Raw genomic sequence first — 21,730 nt, 5'->3', positions numbered from 1 at the left:
CCAGCCGCTATCCTCCGCACTCAGCGGAGGAACCATGATGCAGATTTACAAAGTCGGCGGAGCAGTACGTGATCGCCTGTTGGGTCGTGAAGTCAGCGAGATCGACTGGGTCGTCGTCGGCGCCAGCGCCGAACAGATGCTTGAGTTGGGCTATCGCCCAGTGGGCGCGGACTTTCCGGTATTTCTGCACCCGCAGACAGGCGAGGAATACGCCCTGGCCCGCACCGAGCGCAAAAGCGGGCGCGGTTACGGCGGTTTCACCTTCTTCGCCAGCCCGGAAGTGACGCTGGAAGAAGACCTGATCCGCCGCGACCTGACCGTCAACGCCATGGCCGAGGACGATCAGGGCAACTTGATCGACCCCTACGGTGGTCAGCGCGACCTCGACGCCCGACTGCTGCGCCATGTTTCCCCGGCCTTCGCCGAAGATCCGCTGCGCGTGCTGCGCGTCGCCCGCTTTGCCGCCCGTTACGCACCTCTGGGCTTCAGCGTAGCGCCTGAAACCCTGGTGCTGATGCGCGAACTGAGCGAGTCCGGCGAACTCAACGCGCTGACACCGGAACGCAGCTGGAAAGAAATCTCCCGCGCCCTGATGGAGCCGCGCCCGGATGTATTTATCCAGGTGCTGCGCGACTGCGGCGCTTTGCGCGAACTGCTGCCCGAGGTCGACGCGCTGTTCGGTGTGCCACAACCCGCCGCCCATCATCCGGAGATCGACACCGGCGAGCATGTACTCAGCGTGCTGCGCCAGTGCGCCGAGCACCAGCAGCCGCTGACCGTACGCTGGGCCTGCCTGCTGCACGATGTCGGCAAAGGTCTGACGCCGGAGGCTGAATGGCCCCGGCATATCGCCCATGAACACACCGGACTGAAGCTGATCCGCGCGATCAACCAGCGCTGCAAGGCGCCCAAGGATTGCCAGGAACTGGCTTTGCAGGTCGGCGAATTCCACACCCACGGCCACCGCGCTCTGGAGCTGAAGGCTTCGACCCTGCTCAAACTGCTGCAAGGCTTCGACGTGTTCCGTCGCCCGCAACGCTTCGAAGAATTTATCGCGGCTTGTGAAATGGACGCCCGCGGCCGCCTCGGCCTGGAACAACGCGCCTACCCGCAGGCTGACCACCTGCGGGCCGCCATGCACGCCGCCCGTGCAGTGGCAGTGCAACCCCTACTGGCGCAAGGTTTGAAAGGCGCCGAGTTAGGTGAAGCGCTCAACAAAGAGCGCCTGAAGGCACTGACAACATTCAAAGCTGCCGCTTGCGCCAGCCTCACTCCAGACTAAGAAGCCGGGTAAGCGGCTATCAGTTCAGTCGGGGTGAGCGCTTGCTCACGCCAGCTGAATGCCACCGGCCACAGCTGCTGGTCAATCTGCGCCGCATGCCAGAGCTCGACAAAGCTGCGCTGCTGCGCAGGGTGCAGAACATCCGGCACCAACAGGGCCAGGGGCCAAAGGACGAAAGCGTTCTTGAGGATTTCTGCACGCGGCAGGATCAAGCCGTCGAAGTTGCCGACCCGGTCGCCATACAGCAGCACGTCGATATCCAGCGGCAGTCCCTTGCGCTCAGGCGCATAGCGACCGTTATCGGCTTCGATAAATTTCAGCCGACGGTCCAGCTCACCTAACGGCAGGTCGCTATAGCCGGCCACCACCAGATTGAAAAATGGCCCGCTCTTGATGCCCACCGCCTGGCTTTCGAATACCGGCGAGCAGCGCATCTCACTGAGCAGACCATCAAGCGCATCGAGGCCGGCACACAGGTGTGCTTCGCGGCCGATATTGCTGCCCAGACCGAGTAGTACGGGAGTTAGCGACATCCGCGCTCGATCTCCACGCCTACCCCACCACTGGCCGCCGGCACGGCACCGGGCTTGGTCAGCTTGAGCCGCACCCAAGGGATTTGAAACTCAGCCATCAGCAACTCGACCAACCGCTCGGCAAAGGTTTCCACCAGGATAAACTGCGACTCGCTGGCAAATGCCTGAATCCGCTGCGAAACCTTGGCGTAATCCAACGCCTTGTCCAGCTCGTCACCGGCAGCAGCGGGACGATTATCCCAGCCCAGGTACAGGTCCAGGCGCAAACACTGGCGAATGGTACGCTCCCAGTCGTAGGCACCAATCACCGTATCGACTTCCAGGCCCTCGATAAAAACTGTGTCCAAGCACGCTCTCCGTGGCACGACAAGGCTGTCGCACCTAGTTAGAATCAGGGCTCCCTTGCCCCGGAATGGATACCATGTTTTGGCTGTTGGCGTCCTTCGCCTACCTGCTCGGCTCGTTGTCCTTCGCCATCCTGCTCAGCCGCCTAAGCGGCGGGCCGGACCCGCGCGCCAGCGGCTCGGGCAACCCCGGAGCCACCAATATGCTTCGGGTCGCCGGTAAACGCCTGGCTGTCCTCACGCTGATCGGCGACCTGCTCAAGGGCTTGCTGCCGGTGCTGATCGCCAGCCTGCTCAACTTGAATCTGCAACAACAAGCTTGGGTTGGCATGGCCGCCGTTGTCGGTCACCTATACCCACTGTACTTCAACTTCCGTGGCGGCAAAGGTGTCGCCACGGCCGCCGGCATGCTCTTGGGGCTTTACCCGCCAGCCGCTTTACTGGCCGTTGGCGCCTGGTTACTGACCTTTGTTCTGACTCGCACCAGCTCGCTGGCTGCACTGATCGCCACACCGCTGACCCTGCCGCTGCTGGCGTGGCAACAACCCGACGCCCTGTTGCCGGTCTGCGCGCTGACCGGACTGATCGTCTGGCGCCACCGCAGCAATTTACGCGATCTGTTCGCCGGCCGTGAGCGGCATTTCTAAATCGAATGAACGAACCCAGCCGGCTTACAGCGCCGGCAGTTGCTCCATCGGCCAGCGTGCCTGCACCTTGATGCTCAAATCCTCATGCTGCCCCGCCAGTAAACGCTGGCAGCCGGCATAGGCGATCATTGCGCCGTTATCGGTGCAGAACGCTGGACGAGCGTAGAACACGCCGCCCTTAAGCTCAGCGAGCATCTTTTCCAGCGACTGCCGCAGCGCCTGGTTGGCACTCACACCGCCGGCGATCACCAGGTTGTTCAACCCTGTTTGCTTGAGGGCACGCTTGCATTTGATAGTGAGGGTGTCGACCACGGCCTGTTGGAACGCCAGGGCGATGTCGCAGCGAGTCTGCTCGGAATTGTCGTCCGCCGCCTGACACTGCTGCCAGGTATTCAGGGTAAAGGTCTTCAGGCCGCTGAAGCTGAACTCCAGCCCCGGGCGATCAGTCATTGGCCGAGGAAACTTGAAGCGCCCAGGCGTACCGCTCAGCGCCAAACGGGCAATCTCCGGACCACCGGGATACTGCAACCCCATCAACTTGGCGGTCTTGTCGAATGCCTCGCCCGCCGCATCATCCAGAGACTCGCCGAGCAGTTGGTACTGACCGATGCCATCGACCCGAACCAACTGGGTATGCCCGCCCGACACCAACAAAGCGACGAACGGAAAAGCCGGCGGCTGTTCTTCCAGCATCGGCGCCAGCAAATGGCCTTCCATATGATGCACACCGAGCGCAGGGATATCCCAGGCAAACGCCAATGCCTGAGCACAGGACGCCCCCACGAGGAGTGCACCTACCAGGCCGGGGCCGGCGGTATAGGCGATAGCGTCGATGTCAGTCGCAACGCAGCCGGCCTCGCTAAACACCTGGCGGATCAACGGCAGCATGCGCTTGACGTGATCGCGCGAAGCCAGCTCCGGCACTACGCCGCCATACACACGGTGCAGATCAATCTGGCTGAAGAGCGCATCGGCCAGCAGGCCGCGCTCGCTGTCATACAGCGCGACACCGGTTTCGTCGCAGGAGGTTTCCAATCCCAGAACCAGCATGGGCAGTGCCTTGTAGTAGTGTGTGCAACTTCGAAGGCGCGCATGATAATGGCCGCTAGCGCGAGCCGGCCAGCGCTTTTCGATCAGAGGCTTTGCATTCCTCGCGATGAGGCGGTAACATCCGCAACCCTTAAAAACCTACGTTCTCCAGCGCCATCTGCCAGGAGTAACGTTACCCCCGGTAATAAAGAAGGTAAGCCCTGGATGCCAGCCGTCAAAGTTAAAGAGAACGAACCCTTCGACGTAGCTCTGCGTCGTTTCAAGCGCTCCTGCGAAAAAGCCGGTGTTCTGGCTGAAGTTCGCAGCCGTGAATTCTACGAAAAGCCAACTTCCGAGCGTAAGCGTAAAGCAGCAGCCGCTGTTAAGCGTCACGCCAAGAAAGTGCAGCGCGAGCAGCGCCGCAGCGTTCGCCTGTACTAATCAGTACAAGCAACGCCTGACACCCGGCCTGGCCGGGTTTCGCTTTTAGACTCCGCGCCACCCTCGGGTGACGATCGGAGTCTTTTAGTTTTTGCCCCACCCTGTTCTGCCCCAGCGCATGACAGTATTCTGAGCGCCTATGGCCGGCCTGATCCCACAGTCTTTTATCGATGATCTGCTCAACCGCACCGACATCGTCGACGTGGTCGCCTCGCGCATTCAGCTGAAAAAAGCCGGCAAAAACTACACCGCCTGCTGCCCCTTCCATAAAGAAAAAACCCCCTCGTTCAGCGTCAGCCCGGACAAACAGTTCTATTACTGCTTTGGCTGCGGCGCCGGCGGCAACGCACTGGGTTTTATCATGGACCACGACCAACTGGACTTCCCCCAGGCAATCGAGGACCTGGCCAAGCGCGCCGGCATGGAAGTGCCTCGCGAGGAAGGCGGACGCAACAACAAACCGCGCCAACCCACCGACTCACCGCTTTACCCGCTGCTGACTGCTGCCGCCGAGTTCTACAAACAGGCACTGAAAAGTCATCCGCAGCGCAAAGCCGCGATTGACTACCTGAAAGGCCGCGGCCTGTCCGGCGAGATCGCCCGCGACTTCGGCATGGGCTTCGCCCCGCCTGGTTGGGACAACCTGCTGAAGCACCTGGCCAGCGACAGCCTGCAGCAGAAGGCGATGATTGACGCCGGCCTGCTGGTGGAGAATGCCGAAAGCGGCAAGCGCTACGACCGCTTCCGCGACCGCATCATGTTCCCGATCCGCGACAGCCGCGGCCGAGTGATTGCCTTCGGCGGCCGGGTGCTGGGTGACGAAAAACCGAAATACCTGAACTCCCCGGAAACCCCGGTATTCCACAAAGGCCAGGAGCTTTACGGCCTGTTCGAGGCACGCAAGCACAATCGCGATCTCGACGAGATCATGGTGGTCGAAGGCTATATGGACGTCATCGCCCTAGCCCAACAAGGCCTGCGCAACGCCGTCGCCACCCTCGGCACCGCCACCAGCGAAGAACACCTCAAGCGCCTGTTTCGCGTCGTGCCGAGCGTATTGTTCTGCTTCGATGGCGACGCAGCCGGCCGCAACGCCGCCTGGCGCGCTCTGGAGGCGACCCTGTCGAGCCTGCAGGACGGGCGCCGCGCGCGCTTTCTGTTTCTGCCTGACGGCGAAGACCCGGACACCCTGGTACGCAGCGAAGGCACTGACGCCTTCCGCGCACGGATCAACCAACACGCGCAGCCACTGGCCGACTACTTCTTCCAGCAGCTGAGCGAAGAGGCCGACCCGCGCTCACTGGAAGGCAAGGCGCACCTGATGACCCTGGCCGCGCCACTGATCGACAAGATCCCCGGCAACAACCTGCGCGCCCTGATGCGCCAGCGCCTGAGCGAAATTACCGGTTTATCCAGCGAAGCCCTGCAGCAAATGGCGCCAACCGCCCGCAGCAGCCAGTCGAGCCAGAACAGCGCCCCACTCAGCGACTACCCGGATTACCCCGATATTCCCGACAGCGCCTATTACGATGTCGAGCCAAGCCGCAACGAATACGAAAACCCCAGCCCCGCCCCGGAATTTGAACGCAATAAAGGCAAGGGCAACTGGAAGAAAGACGGCGGCAAGTGGAGCAAGAAGGGCCAGGGTGAGTTCGCACCACGCGCACCACGCACTGCCGTCAGCGTCGAATCGCCGCACCTGAGCGCCCTGCGCACCCTGCTGCATCACCCGCAACTGGCACAGAAAGTCGAAGATGTCAGCCACTTCGCCGCCGAAGACGACACTTACGCCCAGCTGCTGGTCGCCCTGCTTGGCGCCCTGCAAAAGAGCCCCAACCTGCGCTCACTGCAACTGATCGCACGCTGGCACGGCACCGAACAGGGCCGCCTATTACGCGCCCTGGCAGAAAAGGAGTGGCTGATTTCAGCCGACAACCTTGAACAACAGTTTTTCGACACTATAACTAGTCTAGTAGCCCGCCAACGCGAGCGCAGCCTGGAACATTTGCTGCGCAAAGCCCGTCAAAGTGAGTTGAGCGCAGAAGAGAAAGACCAGCTGCGCAGCTTGCTGAGCCGTAATGCATCACCGGTAATCCCGAGCTCAACTGGCGCTTAGGGGTGTTACTCGGGTATAATCCGCGGCTTGTTTTTTGCCCGCCAAGACCTTCAGTGGATAGGGTGTTATGTCCGGAAAAGCGCAACAGCAGTCTCGTATCAAAGAGTTGATCACCCTGGGTCGTGAGCAGAAGTATCTGACTTACGCAGAGGTCAACGACCACCTACCGGAAGATATTTCTGATCCGGAGCAGGTGGAAGACATCATCCGCATGATTAACGACATGGGGATCCCCGTACACGAGAGTGCTCCGGATGCGGACGCCCTTATGTTGGCCGACGCCGATACCGACGAGGCAGCCGCTGAAGAAGCCGCTGCAGCGCTGGCAGCGGTGGAGACCGATATCGGCCGCACGACGGACCCAGTGCGCATGTACATGCGTGAAATGGGCACCGTGGAACTGCTGACCCGCGAAGGCGAGATCGAAATCGCCAAACGCATCGAGGAAGGCATCCGTGAAGTGATGGGCGCTATCGCCCATTTCCCCGGCACAGTCGACAGCATTCTGGCCGAGTACACCCGTGTCACCACCGATGGTGGTCGCCTGGTTGAAGTCCTCAGCGGCTATATCGATCCGGATGACGGCATTGTTCCCGCTGAAGCGGCTGCGCCTGTTCCAGTTAAAGACGGCGATGCCGCCGAAGAGACTGACGACGACGACGCCGAAGCCAGCGATGACGAGGAAGAAGAAGGCGACGGCGGCCCGGACCCTGAAGAGGCTCTGCGCCGCTTCACCGCGATCGGTGACGCCCTGGAACTCGCCAAGAAAGCCCTGAAAAAGCATGGCCGTAACAGCAAGCAAGGCACTGCCGCGCTGAAAGAAATGGCCGAGCTGTTCATGCCGATCAAGCTGGTACCTAAACAGTACGACGCTCTGGTTGTCCGCGTACGTAGCTCCCTTGAGCGCCTGCGCGCTCAGGAACGCGCCATCATGCAACTCTGCGTGCGTGATGCACGTATGCCGCGCGCCGATTTCCTCAAGCTGTTCCCTGGCAATGAAATTGATGCCGAGTGGTCCGTTGGCCTGGCCAAAGGCAAGGCTAAATACGCCGAAGCCATTGGTAATGTGCAAGCTGACATCCAGCGCTGCCAGCAGAAGCTGACGGCACTGGAAGCCGAGTGCGAACTGACCCTGGCTGAAATCAAGGACATCAACCGTCGCATGTCGATCGGCGAGGCCAAGGCCCGTCGCGCGAAGAAAGAGATGGTTGAAGCGAACTTGCGCCTGGTGATCTCGATTGCCAAGAAGTACACCAACCGTGGCCTGCAGTTCCTCGACCTGATTCAGGAAGGCAACATCGGCCTGATGAAAGCGGTGGACAAGTTCGAATACCGTCGCGGTTACAAGTTCTCGACTTACGCCACTTGGTGGATTCGCCAGGCGATCACCCGCTCGATTGCTGACCAGGCGCGGACCATCCGCATCCCGGTGCACATGATCGAGACGATCAACAAGCTCAACCGTATTTCCCGGCAGATGTTGCAGGAAATGGGTCGCGAACCGACGCCGGAAGAGCTGGGTGAACGCATGGAAATGCCCGAGGACAAGATCCGCAAGGTACTGAAGATCGCTAAAGAGCCGATCTCCATGGAAACCCCAATCGGTGATGACGAAGACTCTCATCTGGGCGACTTCATCGAAGACTCGACCATGCAGTCGCCAATCGATGTCGCCACCGTTGAGAGCCTTAAAGAAGCGACCCGCGAAGTACTCTCCGGCCTCACCGCGCGTGAAGCCAAGGTACTGCGCATGCGCTTCGGCATCGACATGAATACCGATCACACCCTTGAGGAAGTCGGTAAGCAGTTTGATGTAACCCGTGAGCGGATTCGTCAGATCGAAGCCAAGGCGCTACGCAAGCTGCGCCACCCGACGAGAAGCGAGCATCTGCGCTCCTTCCTCGACGAGTAACACCAAAACCCCCGGCCCTGCCGGGGGTTTTGCATTCTGGGCAACTACCAAGGCTTGCCAGGCAGGTCTACACTTTTGCTTATTGCCTAGCGAACGAGCCCATCCATGCCGCGTGTTGCAGCCACCCTCCTGTTGTGTTTGGCATGCTGGGCTGCGCCCGTCCTCAGCCTTGAACTGACGCCCACAGAACAGGCCTGGCTAGCCGAAAACCCGCAACTGAGCTTGGGCGTGGACCGTGACTGGCCGCCGTACGAGTTCATCGATAGTGACGAACAGTACCAGGGACTCGCCGCCGACTATGTACGGCTGATCGAGGAGCGCCTGGCCATTACTCTGCGCCCGGCTCCCGCGCAGAACTGGAGCGAAGTGCTGGCCGATGCCCGAACCGGCAAGCTGCACCTGCTGCCCAGCCTGATGGCCACCCCCGAGCGCGAGCAGTATCTGACGTTCACACACCCCTACCTCGACTTCCCGATTGTCATCCTGAGCCAGGAACAAGGCCCGCAACCCAGCAAAATCCGTGACCTACGAGGGCTGCGTGTAGCCGTGGTCGACAGCTACGCCACCCACGAACTTCTGCGCGACAAACACCCCGAGCTGCGCCTCTGGCCGCGCCCCAGCGTAGCCGCTGCCTTACAAGCACTGGCCTCAGGACAGGCCGATGCCATGGTCGGTGACCTCGCCTCCAGCATCTGGCACCTGCGCCAACTCAAGCTCGACGGCATTGTCATCAGCGGCCAAACCCCACTCCGCTATCAACTGGCCATGGCCGTGCCCAAAGATCAAGCCATCCTGGCCGGGATACTCGACAGACTTTTGGCCGAACTCACACCCAGTGAAATCGCCGAAATTCAGCAGCGCTGGGTGAGTGATCCACTCGACTCACGACCATTCTGGCGCAGCCTACTGCTGTTTGGCCTTCCAGGCCTGCTGGCAGCCCTGCTGATCATCGTCAGCATCCTGCGCATCAACCATCGGTTGCGCAGTGAAATGCACAACCGCGAACAGCTGGAAAACGAACTACGCAACAGCGAGCAGCATTACCGTGGTCTGGTGGAAAGCCTCAACGCAGTCGCCTGGCAGATGGACCCTAGCAACCTTCGCTACACTTACGTTGCCCCCCAGGCGGAAAAGCTCCTCGGCTACCCCGCGCACGATTGGCTAACGCCTGGTTTTGTCGAGCGCGTCTTGCACCCGGATGATGCACGCTGCGCCATCGACTATTGCCGCAGCGAAACCCAAGCTGGCCGCGATCACAGCATGGATTACCGCATGCTCGCTGCGGACGGCCGTGAAGTTTGGGTACGCGACATTGTCACGCTGTCACCCCTAGATGGCAGCCAGACGCTGCGTGGCCTGCTGATCGACATCACGGAAACCAAACGCACCGAGCAGGCCCTGGCACTCTCGGAGCAGAAGTTTGCCTCAGTCTTCCACAACTGCCCGGACATCATCGCCCTGCTCAATCAGCACGACGGCCGCCTGCTCGCTGTCAACAAAACCTTCGAACAACAGTTCGGCATCAGCGCCGCCGAGGCCATCGGCCATACAAGCTCGGAGCTCGATCTGTGGAGCGAGCAAGGCATCGGCCCGCGCATTCTGGACATGCTGCGCCAAGGCAACGTGCACAACATCGAGAGCGCCTTTCGCCGTCGCAACGGCAGCCAGTTCACTGCACTCATCTCCGCGCAACCGGTCACCGTGGATGACACCACTACGCTGGTCGTGGCCGTACGCGACATCAGCGAACTGAAAGATACCCAACAGCGCCTTAAACTCTCCGAAGACAAATTCGCCAAGGCCTTCCATGCCTCACCAGATGGCCTGCTGATCACCCGCTTAAGTGATGGTCGATTGCTCGATGTCAACGAAGGCTTCAGCCGCATCACCGGCTACAGCACGAACGAGGCAACCGACAGCTCGACCCTGCAACTGGGCATTTGGGACAACCCGGATGACCGCACACGGATGTTCGAGCACGTGCAACAGCACGGATCGGTCCGCGACTTCCGCGCGCTTATTCGCACCCGCAACGGCTCGCTGCGCACTTGCGAGATGTCGGTTCAGCCGATTCCCATAGAAGGCGATACCTGCATGCTGACCATCGCGCGCGACATCACCGAGCGCGAGCAGATGCAGGAAAACCTCAAGCAGGCCGCTACGGTTTTCGAAAGCACGGCCGAAGGCGTGATGATCACCGACCTGCAACAACGCATCACGGCAGTCAACCGCGCCTTCACCACCATCACTGGTTACAGCGAAGCAGAAGCCCTCGGCCAGTCGCCGCGCCTACTCGCATCCGGCAACCATGACAGCGCCTTTTACGCTGCCATGTGGCACAACCTCAGCGCCTCTGGGCATTGGCAGGGTGAAATCTGGAATAAACGCAAGAATGGTGAGCTCTTCCCCGAGTGGCTGACCATCAGCGCGGTACGCGACAGCAATGAGCACATCACCCACTTTGTCGGCGTCTTCGCCGACATCAGTTCACTCAAACATGCCCAGGCCAGCCTCGACCACCAGGCCCACCATGACCCGCTGACCGACCTGCCCAACCGAATGCTGTTCGAAGCTCGCCTGCGCACCGCCCTTGAAGATGCCCGCGTCGAAAAACGCATGGGCGCAGTACTGTTTATTGACCTCGACCGCTTCAAAAACATCAACGACAGCCTTGGCCACCCGGTCGGCGACCAACTGCTCAGGAGCATTGCCGAACGCTTGAAAACCCACCTGCGTGATATCGATACGGTGGCTCGCCTGGGCGGTGATGAATTCATCATCCTGCTGCCGGGCCTGCAGCACGCAGAGGACGCCGAGCGGGTCGCGCACAAGCTACTCGAGTGCTTCAGCCTGCCCTTCCGGTTCGACGAACAGGAGCTGTTTATCAGCGCCAGTATTGGGATTAGCCGCTACCCCGACGACGGAGAAGATGTCGCCACCCTGGTGAAAAATGCCGACGCCGCCATGTACCGCTCCAAGGCGCGCGGCCGCAACCGCGTGGAGCGCTACACCCGCGACCTGACCTTCCAGGCCACCGAACGCATGGCCCTTGAGCGCGAATTACGCCGCGCCATCGAACTGGAACAACTGCAGCTTTACTACCAGCCTAAACGTAGCCTGAGTACCAACCGCCTGATCGGCGCCGAAGCCTTGCTGCGCTGGCATCACCCGATCTTTGGTGAGATCCCGCCGGACCGCTTTATACCCCTGGCCGAAGAAACCGGTCTGATCATCGCCCTCGGTGACTGGGTACTGCGCCGGGCCTGCTGGCAAATGCAGCAATGGCAACAACATCACGCACCGTTCGGCCCGCTGTCGGTCAACCTGACTGGCGTTCAACTGCGCCAACCACACCTGCTGACACGCATCTCTAGCCTGCTGGAAGACCACAACCTGGCCCCCGAACTGCTGCAACTGGAAATCACCGAAAGCTTCATCATGAACCAAGCCGAAGAAGCGCTGAACCTGCTGCATCAGCTGAAAAGCTTGGGCATCCAGCTGGCCATCGACGACTTCGGCACCGGCTACTCCTCGCTCAGCTACCTAAAGCGCTTGCCGGTCGACACCCTGAAAATCGACCAATCCTTCGTGCGCGGCCTGCCCAACGACAGCAATGACGTTGCCATTGTGCGCGCCATCATGGCGCTGGGCCGTAGCATGCAACTGACTGTGATCGCCGAAGGGGTGGAAACCAAAGCCCAGGAACTGTTCCTCGCTGCCGAAGGGTGCGAGCAAATCCAAGGTTTCGTTGTAAGCCGCGCGATCCATGCGGACGCCTTCGCACAAAACTTCCTCACCCCGCGCCATTCGGTTGGCGCTGCCGAGAAGGCACCGGTATAATCCGCCCGCCTCTGAGGGCCCATAGCTCAGTTGGTTAGAGCAGAGGACTCATAATCCTTTGGTCCACGGTTCGAGTCCGTGTGGGCCCACCAACTCCAAAGCCGCGCACTGCGCGGCTTTTTCATGCCCGCAATAAAAACAGCTAGACCAGTCCTATAGTCCAAAGGTACAAATTCAGTACAGTGCCGGTACAGCGGGACGCTTTTGGAGTAGGAAAAAATGGCCACCATCGTCAAGACGGATGCAGGCAACTATAAAGCCCTGGTACGGAAAACCGGCTGGCCCACGACTACCAAAACCTTCCGCACTAGTCGCGATGCCAAAGACTGGGCTCGCCGCATCGAAGACGAGATGGTTAGAGGGGTTTACATCCAGCGCAGCGGCTCCGAGCGCATGACCTTGGAAATGGCGCTGAAACGCTATCTCAGCGAAATCAGCCCCACCAAAAAGCCAACCACCCAGCGCGCCGAAGCCACCAAGGCCTTACAGCTGATTAGCCACCTGGGCAAATACTCCATGGCGGCCCTTTCGGCTGAGATTATCGCCAGCTACCGCGACAAGCGCCTGGCCTCAATCACTAGCAGAGGCAAGACTACGAGTAACAATACCGTGCGCCTAGAACTGGCTCTGCTCAGTCACTTGTTCACCGTGGCAATCCAGGAATGGGGCCTAGGATTGAGCTTCAACCCGGTACGGAACATCCGCAAACCAAGCCCCGGCGGAGGCCGAGACCGGCGCTTGTCCGCAGAAGAGGAGCGCCGCCTGCTAGCAGCCGTAAACAATCACAGCAACCCAATGCTCGGCTGGATTGTTCGCATCGCCCTAGAAACCGGCATGCGCTCATCAGAGATCACATCCCTGCATAGACATCAGATAGACCTGAAAAAACGCGTGGTGCGCCTCTCTGACACAAAAAACGATAGCGCACGCACCGTCCCACTTAGCAGACTGGCAACAGAGACCTTCCAGGCAGCGCTGAACAACCCTATACGCCCGATTGACTGCGAGTTGGTGTTCTTTGGTGAACCAGGCAAAAGCGGCAAGCGCAGCCCCTACGCTTTCACCAAAACCTGGGGCTTACTGAAGACCAAGCTCGGTATGCCTGATCTGCGCTTTCATGATCTGCGCCATGAGGCGGTAAGCCGGCTGGTAGAGGGCGGCCTATCTGACCAGGAGGTGTCCGCCATTAGCGGGCACAAGTCGATGCAGATGCTCAAGCGCTACACGCACTTGAGGGCTGAAGATCTCGTATCGAAATTAGACATGATTTCTAAATTGCATAACACATGAATTATGCAAGCCTCGACATGAATTCAGCGCTCCGACATAGAGCGGAAACATACGAAATTATGTTTTGTATTGCGCAATACAAAATAAGCGCGAGCAAAAAAATACAACACCATTCGTAACAAGATATTTCATATGTGATTTTATTAAAAATCAACAACTTAGAATAAATCAAGAAAAAAACAGACTTTAAATGCACAGAAAAAACCGTACAAACACGCAATTAGTAAACGGTAGTAATCAAATGCATTACACCCATTAAATTGACTAACGAATACAACACAAAATAACCTAAAGCCATCTTCACCAAGCGTATATAAGCGCCAGATAAATAACTTAATCTGAACGAGCTTTAGGAGCCCCAAATGAGTACAGAGCAGTTATTACTTGAAAAATTCGAGGGCTCGCCTCTTTTATCAATTGAACAAGTAGCAACTATCCTTCATAGAAGCAAGGACGGACTAAGGATTACTCTTTCAGGCAACTCTGATCTGGCTAAGAAACTTAACAGCACCCGGCTAAAAATTGGACGGCGCGTTTACTTCAAAACAGAGGAAATCGCACGCCTAATAGATGAGGCAAGACCATGAGCCGCCAGCGGACGATCAATGACTCCGCGTTCTGGCGCTCAGCTAAAATGGCAGGGAGAACCCAGGAAGACCGAGCGACGCTCACTTACCTATTAACATGTCCATTCAGCAATATAATTGGCGCCTATCAAATTGTACCTCGCATCGCAGCATCAGAAATGGGCTGGGATACTGAGTCTCAATTCCTACCAATATTGCATCGCCTGCAAGACTCTGGATTTATTCAGTACGACTCTAACCACAGCTACATCTGGGTTCATATCTGGTGGGATCACAACTACCCACGAATGGCACTCGGACCAACGCTTCGACAAAAAACCTTTAATCAGATACGCGAGCTTCCTGAACACTGGCGCGAACTGTATATCGAAGATCTTATTCAGCGCTTTCCAGAAAACAGCGAACTCAGAGAGCTCATAACCAGCACCTTTGACCCACTAACACGACCTGAGGCAGACCCTATCGATAGGGTATCTATACCCTATGCATCTACTATCGATAGGGGGCGGGTTAACTATAACTATAACTATAACTATAACCCTACTACGGCCCTCTCGAGCCTCCCCAAAGGGTTATCCACAGGCGACTATCAACGTATCGGCGTAATGCTGAAGGATGTTACGGAGCAGGATGCTAGCTTCCTACTAGCTGAACTTGCTAAAGCAATGAGCCGCCCAGGCCACATCACACAGTCGCCACTGCAGTATTTTCATGGACTGATCCAAAGCCACCAACGGGGAGATTTTGTGCCAACTGCCACACCACCGAAAGCAGCGGCAGCAATTGCAAGAAGCCAGCTAAAAGCACTGGTTGCAAATGCTAAGAACTAGTCAAGCAGGGAAGCGAAGGTGCTCTACCCGCTAGTTCAGACACTCGAAAGAAAGTACCGCTGCAACACAACCCCTACAACAGCGCCTTACAACACTGCGGTCACCTGACTCAGCCCCAAGCAGGCAGTCACTAATAGGCTTCAGACAATTTGCTGTCTGTACTCTGTCTTTACTCTGTCTGTACTCTGTCTGCATTCCGTCTGCAGTTTGTATCTAGTCAGTGAGGGCTTCCCACAATCGGACAAGCCGATTGGAGAAACGAGACCCTCCGACAGTTTTCCCCTTAAGTCCGTGGTGTTTTGACGGTATTTTGCTGCCCTTAAAAGCCTGTATTTAGGCCATACACCATACGCACCTACCAGGTGCAGCTAAGTTACTGATTAAATTGATATTTAGTATTATATCCAAAGTCACAATGTGGCCTCATGCGGCTACAACATGCCCTGGAGGCCGCGTAAATACTGGGGCGATTGTGGCCTAATGAGGCCACAGCTCACTTTTTAACCATCTGACTTGTGGACAACGTACTGAGACCACTCAATAACGGCCTGCATGCTTGCCAAACCACCCGCAGTAAACGTGCGTAATTGCACCCAACTGACAAGTCAGTTGCATTGGTCCTGACCAGTAGGCTGCTCCTTGTCCAGGGGCGAAGCCGCAGGACGGGGAACAGGCCAACAAGCAAAGCGCGTTAGCTTCAATCGAAGCCCAGCGGTTAAAAAGTGAGCTGTAGTCTCATGGGACTACAATCGCCCCAGCATATATGGGGCCTCCAGGGCATGTTGTAGTCGCATGAGACTACAGCCGGCTTTTCAAAAAAAGATGAAATTTCAATTTAATCAATAACTTATCAGCACCTTATAGGTGCGTATGGTGTATCGCCTAAGTGCTGCGATTTAAGGACTGATTTCCATCGCCAAAACACAGGAAATTTAAGGGAATAACTGTCAGAGGGTCTCGTTTCTCCAATCGGCTTGCCCGATTGAATGCTGTCAACAACGCCAAGGTACAGACGGGGCACGCACTACATACACAATGCAGACGGAATGCAGACATAGTGCAGACGGACTAAAGACAAAGTAGATACAGATTGAGGACAAGCAATTGTGCCCAGTCCATTTTGGCACTGTAGATCGTGCAATCGCAGAACATCCGCGCATCAACGTATCAGCACCCTCCTGAGTTCACACTCGAAAGTCAGGCTTTGCCACGACGCAAGCCTGCTGCCCGCCCCCCTGGATTAACCGAGACACATTGAGCCACTGAGTGGCCCAATGCCATGGCCAAACTCGGCTCACCTTCGTTAAGCTGCTGTCACTTACGCGTAATCGAGCCCGTTTGGCGTAATGAGTGGAACGCAACCGAAGGATCGACCATGGCAGCCAGCAGTAATTTCGCCTTTCTCCAGGAGCACGACCCCGTTTTCCTGCAGCTTGCGAGCACAGCCGAGCAGGTCTTCGCTAGCGATCCCAACACCACACTGATCAAACTGCGCCAACTCGGCGAGGCGCTGGCTCAAGACTTGGCCAGCCGTGCCGGTATCGAGTTCGATGCCACCACAACGCAGTCCGACCTGCTCTACAAGCTCAGCCGCGAGATCCAGCTGGATCAGAACATCCGCAGCCTGTTTCATACCCTGCGCGTCGAGGGCAACAAGGCCACTCATGAGTTCCGCACCCAGCACCGTGAGGCCATGGATGGGCTGAAGGTCGCCCGTGCTCTGGCCATCTGGTATCACCAGTCGTTCGGCAAGAATGCTCATGCGTTCAAACCTGGCCCCTTCGTTACCCCCGCAGACCCCAGCGCTCCGCTGCGCGATCTGCAAAGTCAGATCGAACAGCTCAAGACGCAGCTCAGCGAGTCCAGCCAGCAACTGGAGAGCAACCAGAAGTTGGCTGACCTGCTCAAGCAGGAAGCCGAAGAATACGCCGTGCTTGCCGAGCAGATGTATGCCGAATCACGCAGCAATAAGCAGCTAGCAGCCGAACACGAAGCCGCATTGCAAAAGCTGCGCAGTGAGCACGAGCAAAGCCTCATAGCTCTGCAGCAGCAACTGGCAGCCCAGCCACAAGCCAGCCAACAGGTCGCCAAACTGACTCAGCAGGCCAGCAGCAGCTTCGACCTATCCGAAGACCTGACCCGCATCTTGATTGACCAGCAGTTGATCGATGCAGGCTGGGAAGCCGACTCCCTCGACCTTACCTACGGCAAGGGAGCGCGCCCGGAAAAGGGCAAGAACAAGGCCATCGCCGAGTGGCCCACCAGCAGCCCCAAAGCCTGCGCCGACTACGTACTGTTCGCCGGTCTTACGCCCATCGCCATCGTTGAAGCCAAGCGTAAGCGCATCAATATCGCCGACCGCATCCCCCAGGCCGAGCGCTATGCCCGTGAGTTCAACTTGACGCCCGAGCATCAGCAGCCCTGGCTGCTGGCGGGTCAAACTCAGCCCTGGAACGATGGCCAAGGCGGTCACTTCCGCGTGCCCTTTGCCTTTGCCTGCAACGGCCGCCCCTTTATCAAGCAGCTCGCCGAACAGTCCGGCACCTGGTTCCGTGACCTGCGCAGCCCGGCCAACACACGCCGTCCGCTGCAGGACTTCCACAAACCGGACGCCCTGCTCGACCTGCTCAAGCGCAGCCAGGCAGACGCCGAGGCCAAGCTCAAGACCGAAAGCTTCACCTACCTCAAACTACACGACTACCAAGTCAAGGCCATTCAAGCCGTGGAACAGGCCTTGGCCAACAATCAGCGTGATTGCCTACTGGCCATGGCCACCGGCACCGGTAAAACCCGCACAGCAATTGGCTTGATATACCGCTTTTTGAAAGCTGAACGCTTCAAACGCGTTCTGTTCCTGGTCGACCGCAGCTCCCTGGGCCAGCAGGCGCTCGATGCCTTCAACGACACCACGCTGGAGCAAAACCAGACCCTGGCGCAGATCTACGACATCAAAGAGTTGGGCGACATGGCCGCCGAGGCGGAAACCCGCGTCCAGGTCGCGACCGTGCAAGCCATGGTCAGCCGCATCTTCCGCTCGGATAACCCGCCGCCCGTAGGCGAATTTGACTGCATCATCGTCGACGAAGCCCACCGCGGTTACACCCTCGACCAGGAAATGACCGAAGGTGAGTTGGCCGTGCGCGATCACAGCCAGTACCTCTCGCAATACCGCCGCGTGCTCGACCACTTCGACGCCTGCCGTATTGGCCTCACCGCCACCCCGGCCAAGCACACCAGTGAAATCTTCGGCAAACCGGTATTCACCTACAGCTACCGCGAAGCCGTGGCCGATGACCGGCTGGTGGATCACGAACCGCCAATCCGCTACGAAACCCAGCTCAGCAAGCACGGTATACATTTCGAGAAAGGCGAATCGGTCAGCGTCATCAATACCCAGACCGGCGAAGTGGATATAGCCGAATTGGACGATGAACTCACCTTCAACATCGAGTCGTTCAACCGCCGCGTGATCACCCCGGCCTTTGACAAAGTCATCTGCGACGAGTTAGCCAAAGAGCTGGACCCGTTTGGCGAAGAGAAGACCATGATCTTCTGCGTCAATCAGGCCCATGCCGAGCGGGTCAAAAACCTGCTCGACGACGCCTTCAAAGAAGCCTACGGCGAGCAGTACAACCAGGCCGCCGTGGAAATCATCACCGGCCAGAGCGACAAGGTTGAAACGCTGATTCGCCGCTACAAGAACGAACCCACCCCCAATATCGCAATCACCGTCGACCTGCTCACCACCGGCATCGACGTACCGAAAATCTGCAACCTGGTGTTTATGCGTCGGGTGCGCTCGCGCATCCTCTACGAGCAGATGAAAGGCCGCGCCACCCGCCGCTGCGACGACATCGGCAAGACCGTATTCCGCATCTACGATCCCGTCGATCTTTACGCTAGCCTGGAAGCGGTCGACACCATGAAGCCCCTGGTGAAGAACCCCAACATCAGCCTGGAGCAACTGGTCAGCGAACTAACCAGCGGCGCCAGCCATGACGCACCCGGCAGCCAGGACGACAGCAGTCACGCCCATGACGTGCTCGATCAACTGAGCCAGCGCGTGATGCGTATCCTGCGCAAGGCCCAGCACAAGGCCGAGGACAAACCCACGCTGAAGCAAAAGCTCGATGAGCTGCAGGACGTGTGGGGCGTTGAGCCGGCCCAATTACATAAACACCTGCACGACCTTGGCCCGCAGCAAGCGGCCAACTTCGTTCGCCAGCACAGCCAGCTGATCAACCAGCTCGCCGCCGTCAGCGCCCTGCTCGGCTCGGAGAACTACCCGGTTATTTCCACCCACAGCGATGAACTGCTGGTGCGTGAACAGAACTACGGGCAAAACCAGAAACCAGCCGACTACCTGGAAAGCTTCAACGACTTTATTCGCAACCAACTCAACCAGTCCGCCGCCCTTGGCGTGGTGGTCAACCGCCCCAAGGATCTGACCCGCGAGCAACTGCGCGAAGTCCGCCTGCTGCTCGACCAGCATGGCTTCAGCGAAGCCAGCCTGAAAAGCGCCTGGCGCAACCAAACCAACCAGGAAATCGCCGCCAGCATCATTGGCTACATTCGCCAGGCGGCCATCGGCGAAGCCCTGCTGCCCTTCGACCAACGCGTGGCCAAGGCCATGCAAGCCATCTTCGCCCAGCAACCCTGGACGCCCGTGCAACGCAAATGGCTGGATCGCCTGGCCAAGCAACTGGTACATGAAGTGGTCATCGACCCGCAGCAGGTCAACGATGCCTTCCGTAACGACGGCGGTCTCAAAGCCCTGGATCGCAACCTGGGCGGCAACCTGGAACGGGTATTGGAAGCGTTGAATGACAACCTGTGGTCGGCAGCGAGTTAAGCACCGATAACAACCCAGTGGGTGCCACTTTGACTGTCCTCTGTCCTCTGTCCTCTGTCCTAGGACAGAGGACAGTCGCTAACAAACCGTCGAGCCGAACGCCATCCCTCAAACATGAAAAGACGGCAAATAACACCTTGCGTTAGCCCGCATAAAAGACAAGAATCGACAAAATTTCGTTAGAAGTTAAAGAATATGATCAAATCCATCCGTATCTCGAACTTCTACAGCTTTGTTGGCGAAACCGAAGTCGACTTTACCCTCGGCAAGAAACCCACGCCCTCCGGCTTCGATATCGATCTAGCCGATGGCAACCGCCTGAACAAAGTCATAGCGGTGGTCGGGGCCAATGGCTCAGGCAAGACACAGCTCATCAAGCCGCTGGCATTTCTCAGTTGGTTTGTCTGTGATTCGTTTCTGGATAACGACCCAGACAGCGCGATTTTTTACCGCCCCCATCGCCTGCACGCCGCTGAAGAGACACGCATTGAAGTCGACTTCCTGCTAGCCGGCGTTGAACATCGCTACCAGCTCGCCCTTCAGTCAGGGCTGGTGCTCCGAGAAGTTCTGCTACAACGAACCAGCAGCCAGTTCAGTTACCTGTTCCGTCGTGAGCGAAATGGCGAAGGCTTCAGCTTCAAACAAAAAGGCTTTCCCTTCCCCAAGGCCCAGGCCGAAAGCATTCGTGCCAACGCGTCGCTGCTGGCCGCTGCACACAGCTACGACATCCGCGAAGCGCAACCCTTCATCGATTATTTCGAGCGGGTGACCAGCAACGTTAACGCCATGGGTCGGCGCCACTTCCAGCATGGCGAGGTGTTTGTCGCAGCGAGGGATTATGAGCAGGTGCCCCAGCTCAAAGTGCGTATGGTGGAGGCCATGCGCGAGTTTGACCTTGGTCTGAGCGATATCGCCATTCGCCAGCGCGTAATTACCCGTGAAGATGGCAGCGCAAGTACGCTGCACGAGCCCTTCGGTCTGCACCGCAACAACGCTGGTCACGAGTTCGAGCTGAACTTCTTCGACGAATCCAGCGGCACACAGTCCGCTTTCGTTCTGCTGGGAAAAGTCCTACACGCTCTGGAGTTTGGCGGTATCGCCGTTATCGATGAAATCGACAACGACCTGCACCCGCACCTGATGCCACGAATTCTCGACTGGTTTCGTTTCGAACACAGCAATCCGCATCAGGCCCAACTGATCTTCACCTGCCACACACCGGAGCTGCTCAACCATCTGCAGAAGCATCAGGTCTACCTCTGCGAGAAGCGTGACCAGTGCTCCGAAGCCTGGCGCCTGGACGAAGTTCAGGGCCTACGAGCCGACGACAACCTTTATGCCAAATACATGGCGGGCGCCCTCGGTGGAGTGCCGGATCTATGAAGCGAGCAGTGCGCAAGGGACAGCGCAACCTTCTGCGCAGCACCTTGCTAGTGGTGGGTGAAGGTGCAGATGACCGTGCCTTCGTAACCCATATGAAACAGCTCTACTGCCCACGCGATAGCGGCATCAGCGTCAAGGTTGAAGCGGGCGATGGCGGCTCCCCAGGCAACGTCATCACCCATGCCATTCGCAAATACCAGGGCAAGGACTATGACCGACGCCTGTTCCTGCTGGATGCCGACCTGCCACCCGACGAAGCTGACTACAGACGCGCCGCCAAAGAGGGCTATCAAATCATTCTTTGGCAGCCACAGTGCCTTGAGGGTGCCTTGCTCGATACGCTGGGGGAGGCTGTAGGCCAACACGAGAGTAGCCAACAGCTCAAGGCTCGCCTGCATCCTCGCCTGGATGGCAGTCACACTGACGCCTCCGCCTACGCAACGCTCTTCACCCGGCAGATACTGGATACCGGACGAAATGCCGCCGTCAATCAGGTACGCACAGCATTACAGCCGCCCGCTGGTAACTAAGGCGCGCATGGCCATCCTTGAAAAGCCCCGCCTTGGCCACTACCCTCGGCAACCACATACCCGCCATGCCTCTGACTGCTCCGGCAGCTACGCACAAATCGTGCGGGTTTTTTA

The 21,730-nt window shown here is 58.2% G+C and carries 15 protein-coding genes and 1 tRNA gene; 13 read left to right on the top strand and 3 right to left on the bottom strand.

Annotated elements, in window-relative coordinates:
• Positions 1–37: 37 nt before the first annotated feature.
• Complete coding sequence (locus HCI85_RS18470) at positions 38–1,282, top strand: multifunctional CCA addition/repair protein (protein WP_167147103.1); 1,245 nt, start codon at positions 38–40, stop codon at positions 1,280–1,282.
• Here HCI85_RS18470 and folK read toward each other — a convergent pair.
• Together folK and folB are read right to left on the bottom strand one after the other, a co-directional pair.
• On the bottom strand, positions 1,279–1,815 hold the full coding sequence (gene folK, locus HCI85_RS18465) for a 2-amino-4-hydroxy-6-hydroxymethyldihydropteridine diphosphokinase (protein WP_167146951.1): 537 nt from the start codon (positions 1,813–1,815) through the stop codon (positions 1,279–1,281). The two genes, HCI85_RS18470 and folK, sit on opposite strands and share 4 nt — an antisense overlap.
• Entirely contained in the window at positions 1,806–2,162 is a 357-nt protein-coding gene (gene folB / locus HCI85_RS18460) for a dihydroneopterin aldolase (protein WP_090256062.1), read from the bottom strand. The genes folK and folB overlap by 10 nt, the downstream gene beginning before the upstream one ends.
• A gap of 74 nt (positions 2,163–2,236) precedes the next feature.
• Here folB and plsY point away from each other — a divergent pair, with 74 nt between their 5' ends.
• The gene (plsY, locus tag HCI85_RS18455; RefSeq protein ID WP_167146948.1) at positions 2,237–2,806 is read left to right on the top strand and encodes a glycerol-3-phosphate 1-O-acyltransferase PlsY; all 570 of its coding nucleotides are present in this window, start codon (positions 2,237–2,239) and stop codon (positions 2,804–2,806) included.
• 24 nt (positions 2,807–2,830) lie between these two features.
• On the opposite strand, the gene tsaD is transcribed toward plsY, so the two are convergent.
• Positions 2,831–3,856, bottom strand: coding sequence for a tRNA (adenosine(37)-N6)-threonylcarbamoyltransferase complex transferase subunit TsaD (tsaD, locus tag HCI85_RS18450; RefSeq protein WP_167146945.1), 1,026 nt, complete (start codon positions 3,854–3,856; stop codon positions 2,831–2,833).
• A gap of 204 nt (positions 3,857–4,060) precedes the next feature.
• Between tsaD and rpsU the strand changes: the two genes are divergently transcribed.
• From rpsU to HCI85_RS18395, 11 genes are all read left to right on the top strand, one after another.
• Positions 4,061–4,276, top strand: a complete 216-nt coding sequence (gene rpsU / locus HCI85_RS18445; protein ID WP_003296736.1) for a 30S ribosomal protein S21 — start codon at positions 4,061–4,063, stop codon at positions 4,274–4,276.
• Positions 4,277–4,415: 139 nt separating this feature from the next.
• The gene (gene dnaG / locus HCI85_RS18440; protein ID WP_160089462.1) at positions 4,416–6,392 is read left to right on the top strand and encodes a DNA primase; all 1,977 of its coding nucleotides are present in this window, start codon (positions 4,416–4,418) and stop codon (positions 6,390–6,392) included.
• A gap of 67 nt (positions 6,393–6,459) precedes the next feature.
• The gene (gene rpoD, locus HCI85_RS18435; RefSeq protein WP_090256058.1) at positions 6,460–8,304 is read left to right on the top strand and encodes an RNA polymerase sigma factor RpoD; all 1,845 of its coding nucleotides are present in this window, start codon (positions 6,460–6,462) and stop codon (positions 8,302–8,304) included.
• A 105-nt stretch (positions 8,305–8,409) separates the two neighbouring features.
• Positions 8,410–12,144 (top strand): bifunctional diguanylate cyclase/phosphodiesterase, encoded by a 3,735-nt coding sequence (locus HCI85_RS18430; protein ID WP_167146942.1) that lies wholly within the window; start codon positions 8,410–8,412, stop codon positions 12,142–12,144.
• 15 nt (positions 12,145–12,159) lie between these two features.
• Positions 12,160–12,236 (top strand) — tRNA-Ile (locus tag HCI85_RS18425).
• 127 nt (positions 12,237–12,363) lie between these two features.
• On the top strand, positions 12,364–13,434 hold the full coding sequence (locus HCI85_RS18420) for a site-specific integrase (RefSeq protein WP_167146939.1): 1,071 nt from the start codon (positions 12,364–12,366) through the stop codon (positions 13,432–13,434).
• A gap of 362 nt (positions 13,435–13,796) precedes the next feature.
• Positions 13,797–14,021 (top strand): DNA-binding protein, encoded by a 225-nt coding sequence (locus HCI85_RS18415; protein ID WP_167146936.1) that lies wholly within the window; start codon positions 13,797–13,799, stop codon positions 14,019–14,021.
• The gene (locus HCI85_RS18410) at positions 14,018–14,851 is read left to right on the top strand and encodes a hypothetical protein (protein WP_167146932.1); all 834 of its coding nucleotides are present in this window, start codon (positions 14,018–14,020) and stop codon (positions 14,849–14,851) included. The genes HCI85_RS18415 and HCI85_RS18410 overlap by 4 nt, the downstream gene beginning before the upstream one ends.
• Before the next feature lie 1,375 nt (positions 14,852–16,226).
• Positions 16,227–19,703: a type I restriction-modification system endonuclease gene (gene hsdR / locus HCI85_RS18405; RefSeq protein ID WP_167146929.1), complete on the top strand. Its 3,477-nt coding sequence runs from the start codon at positions 16,227–16,229 to the stop codon at positions 19,701–19,703.
• A gap of 195 nt (positions 19,704–19,898) precedes the next feature.
• Complete coding sequence (locus HCI85_RS18400; protein ID WP_167146926.1) at positions 19,899–21,086, top strand: AAA family ATPase; 1,188 nt, start codon at positions 19,899–19,901, stop codon at positions 21,084–21,086.
• Complete coding sequence (locus HCI85_RS18395) at positions 21,083–21,616, top strand: hypothetical protein (RefSeq protein WP_241693810.1); 534 nt, start codon at positions 21,083–21,085, stop codon at positions 21,614–21,616. The genes HCI85_RS18400 and HCI85_RS18395 overlap by 4 nt, the downstream gene beginning before the upstream one ends.
• Positions 21,617–21,730 lie beyond the last annotated feature (114 nt).

The sequence above is a fragment of the Pseudomonas sp. OTU750018 genome (genome assembly GCF_011636575.1).
Taxonomy (GTDB): Bacteria; Pseudomonadota; Gammaproteobacteria; order Pseudomonadales; family Pseudomonadaceae; genus Aquipseudomonas; species Aquipseudomonas peli.
This window is presented reverse-complemented; position numbering and strand designations above follow the sequence as displayed.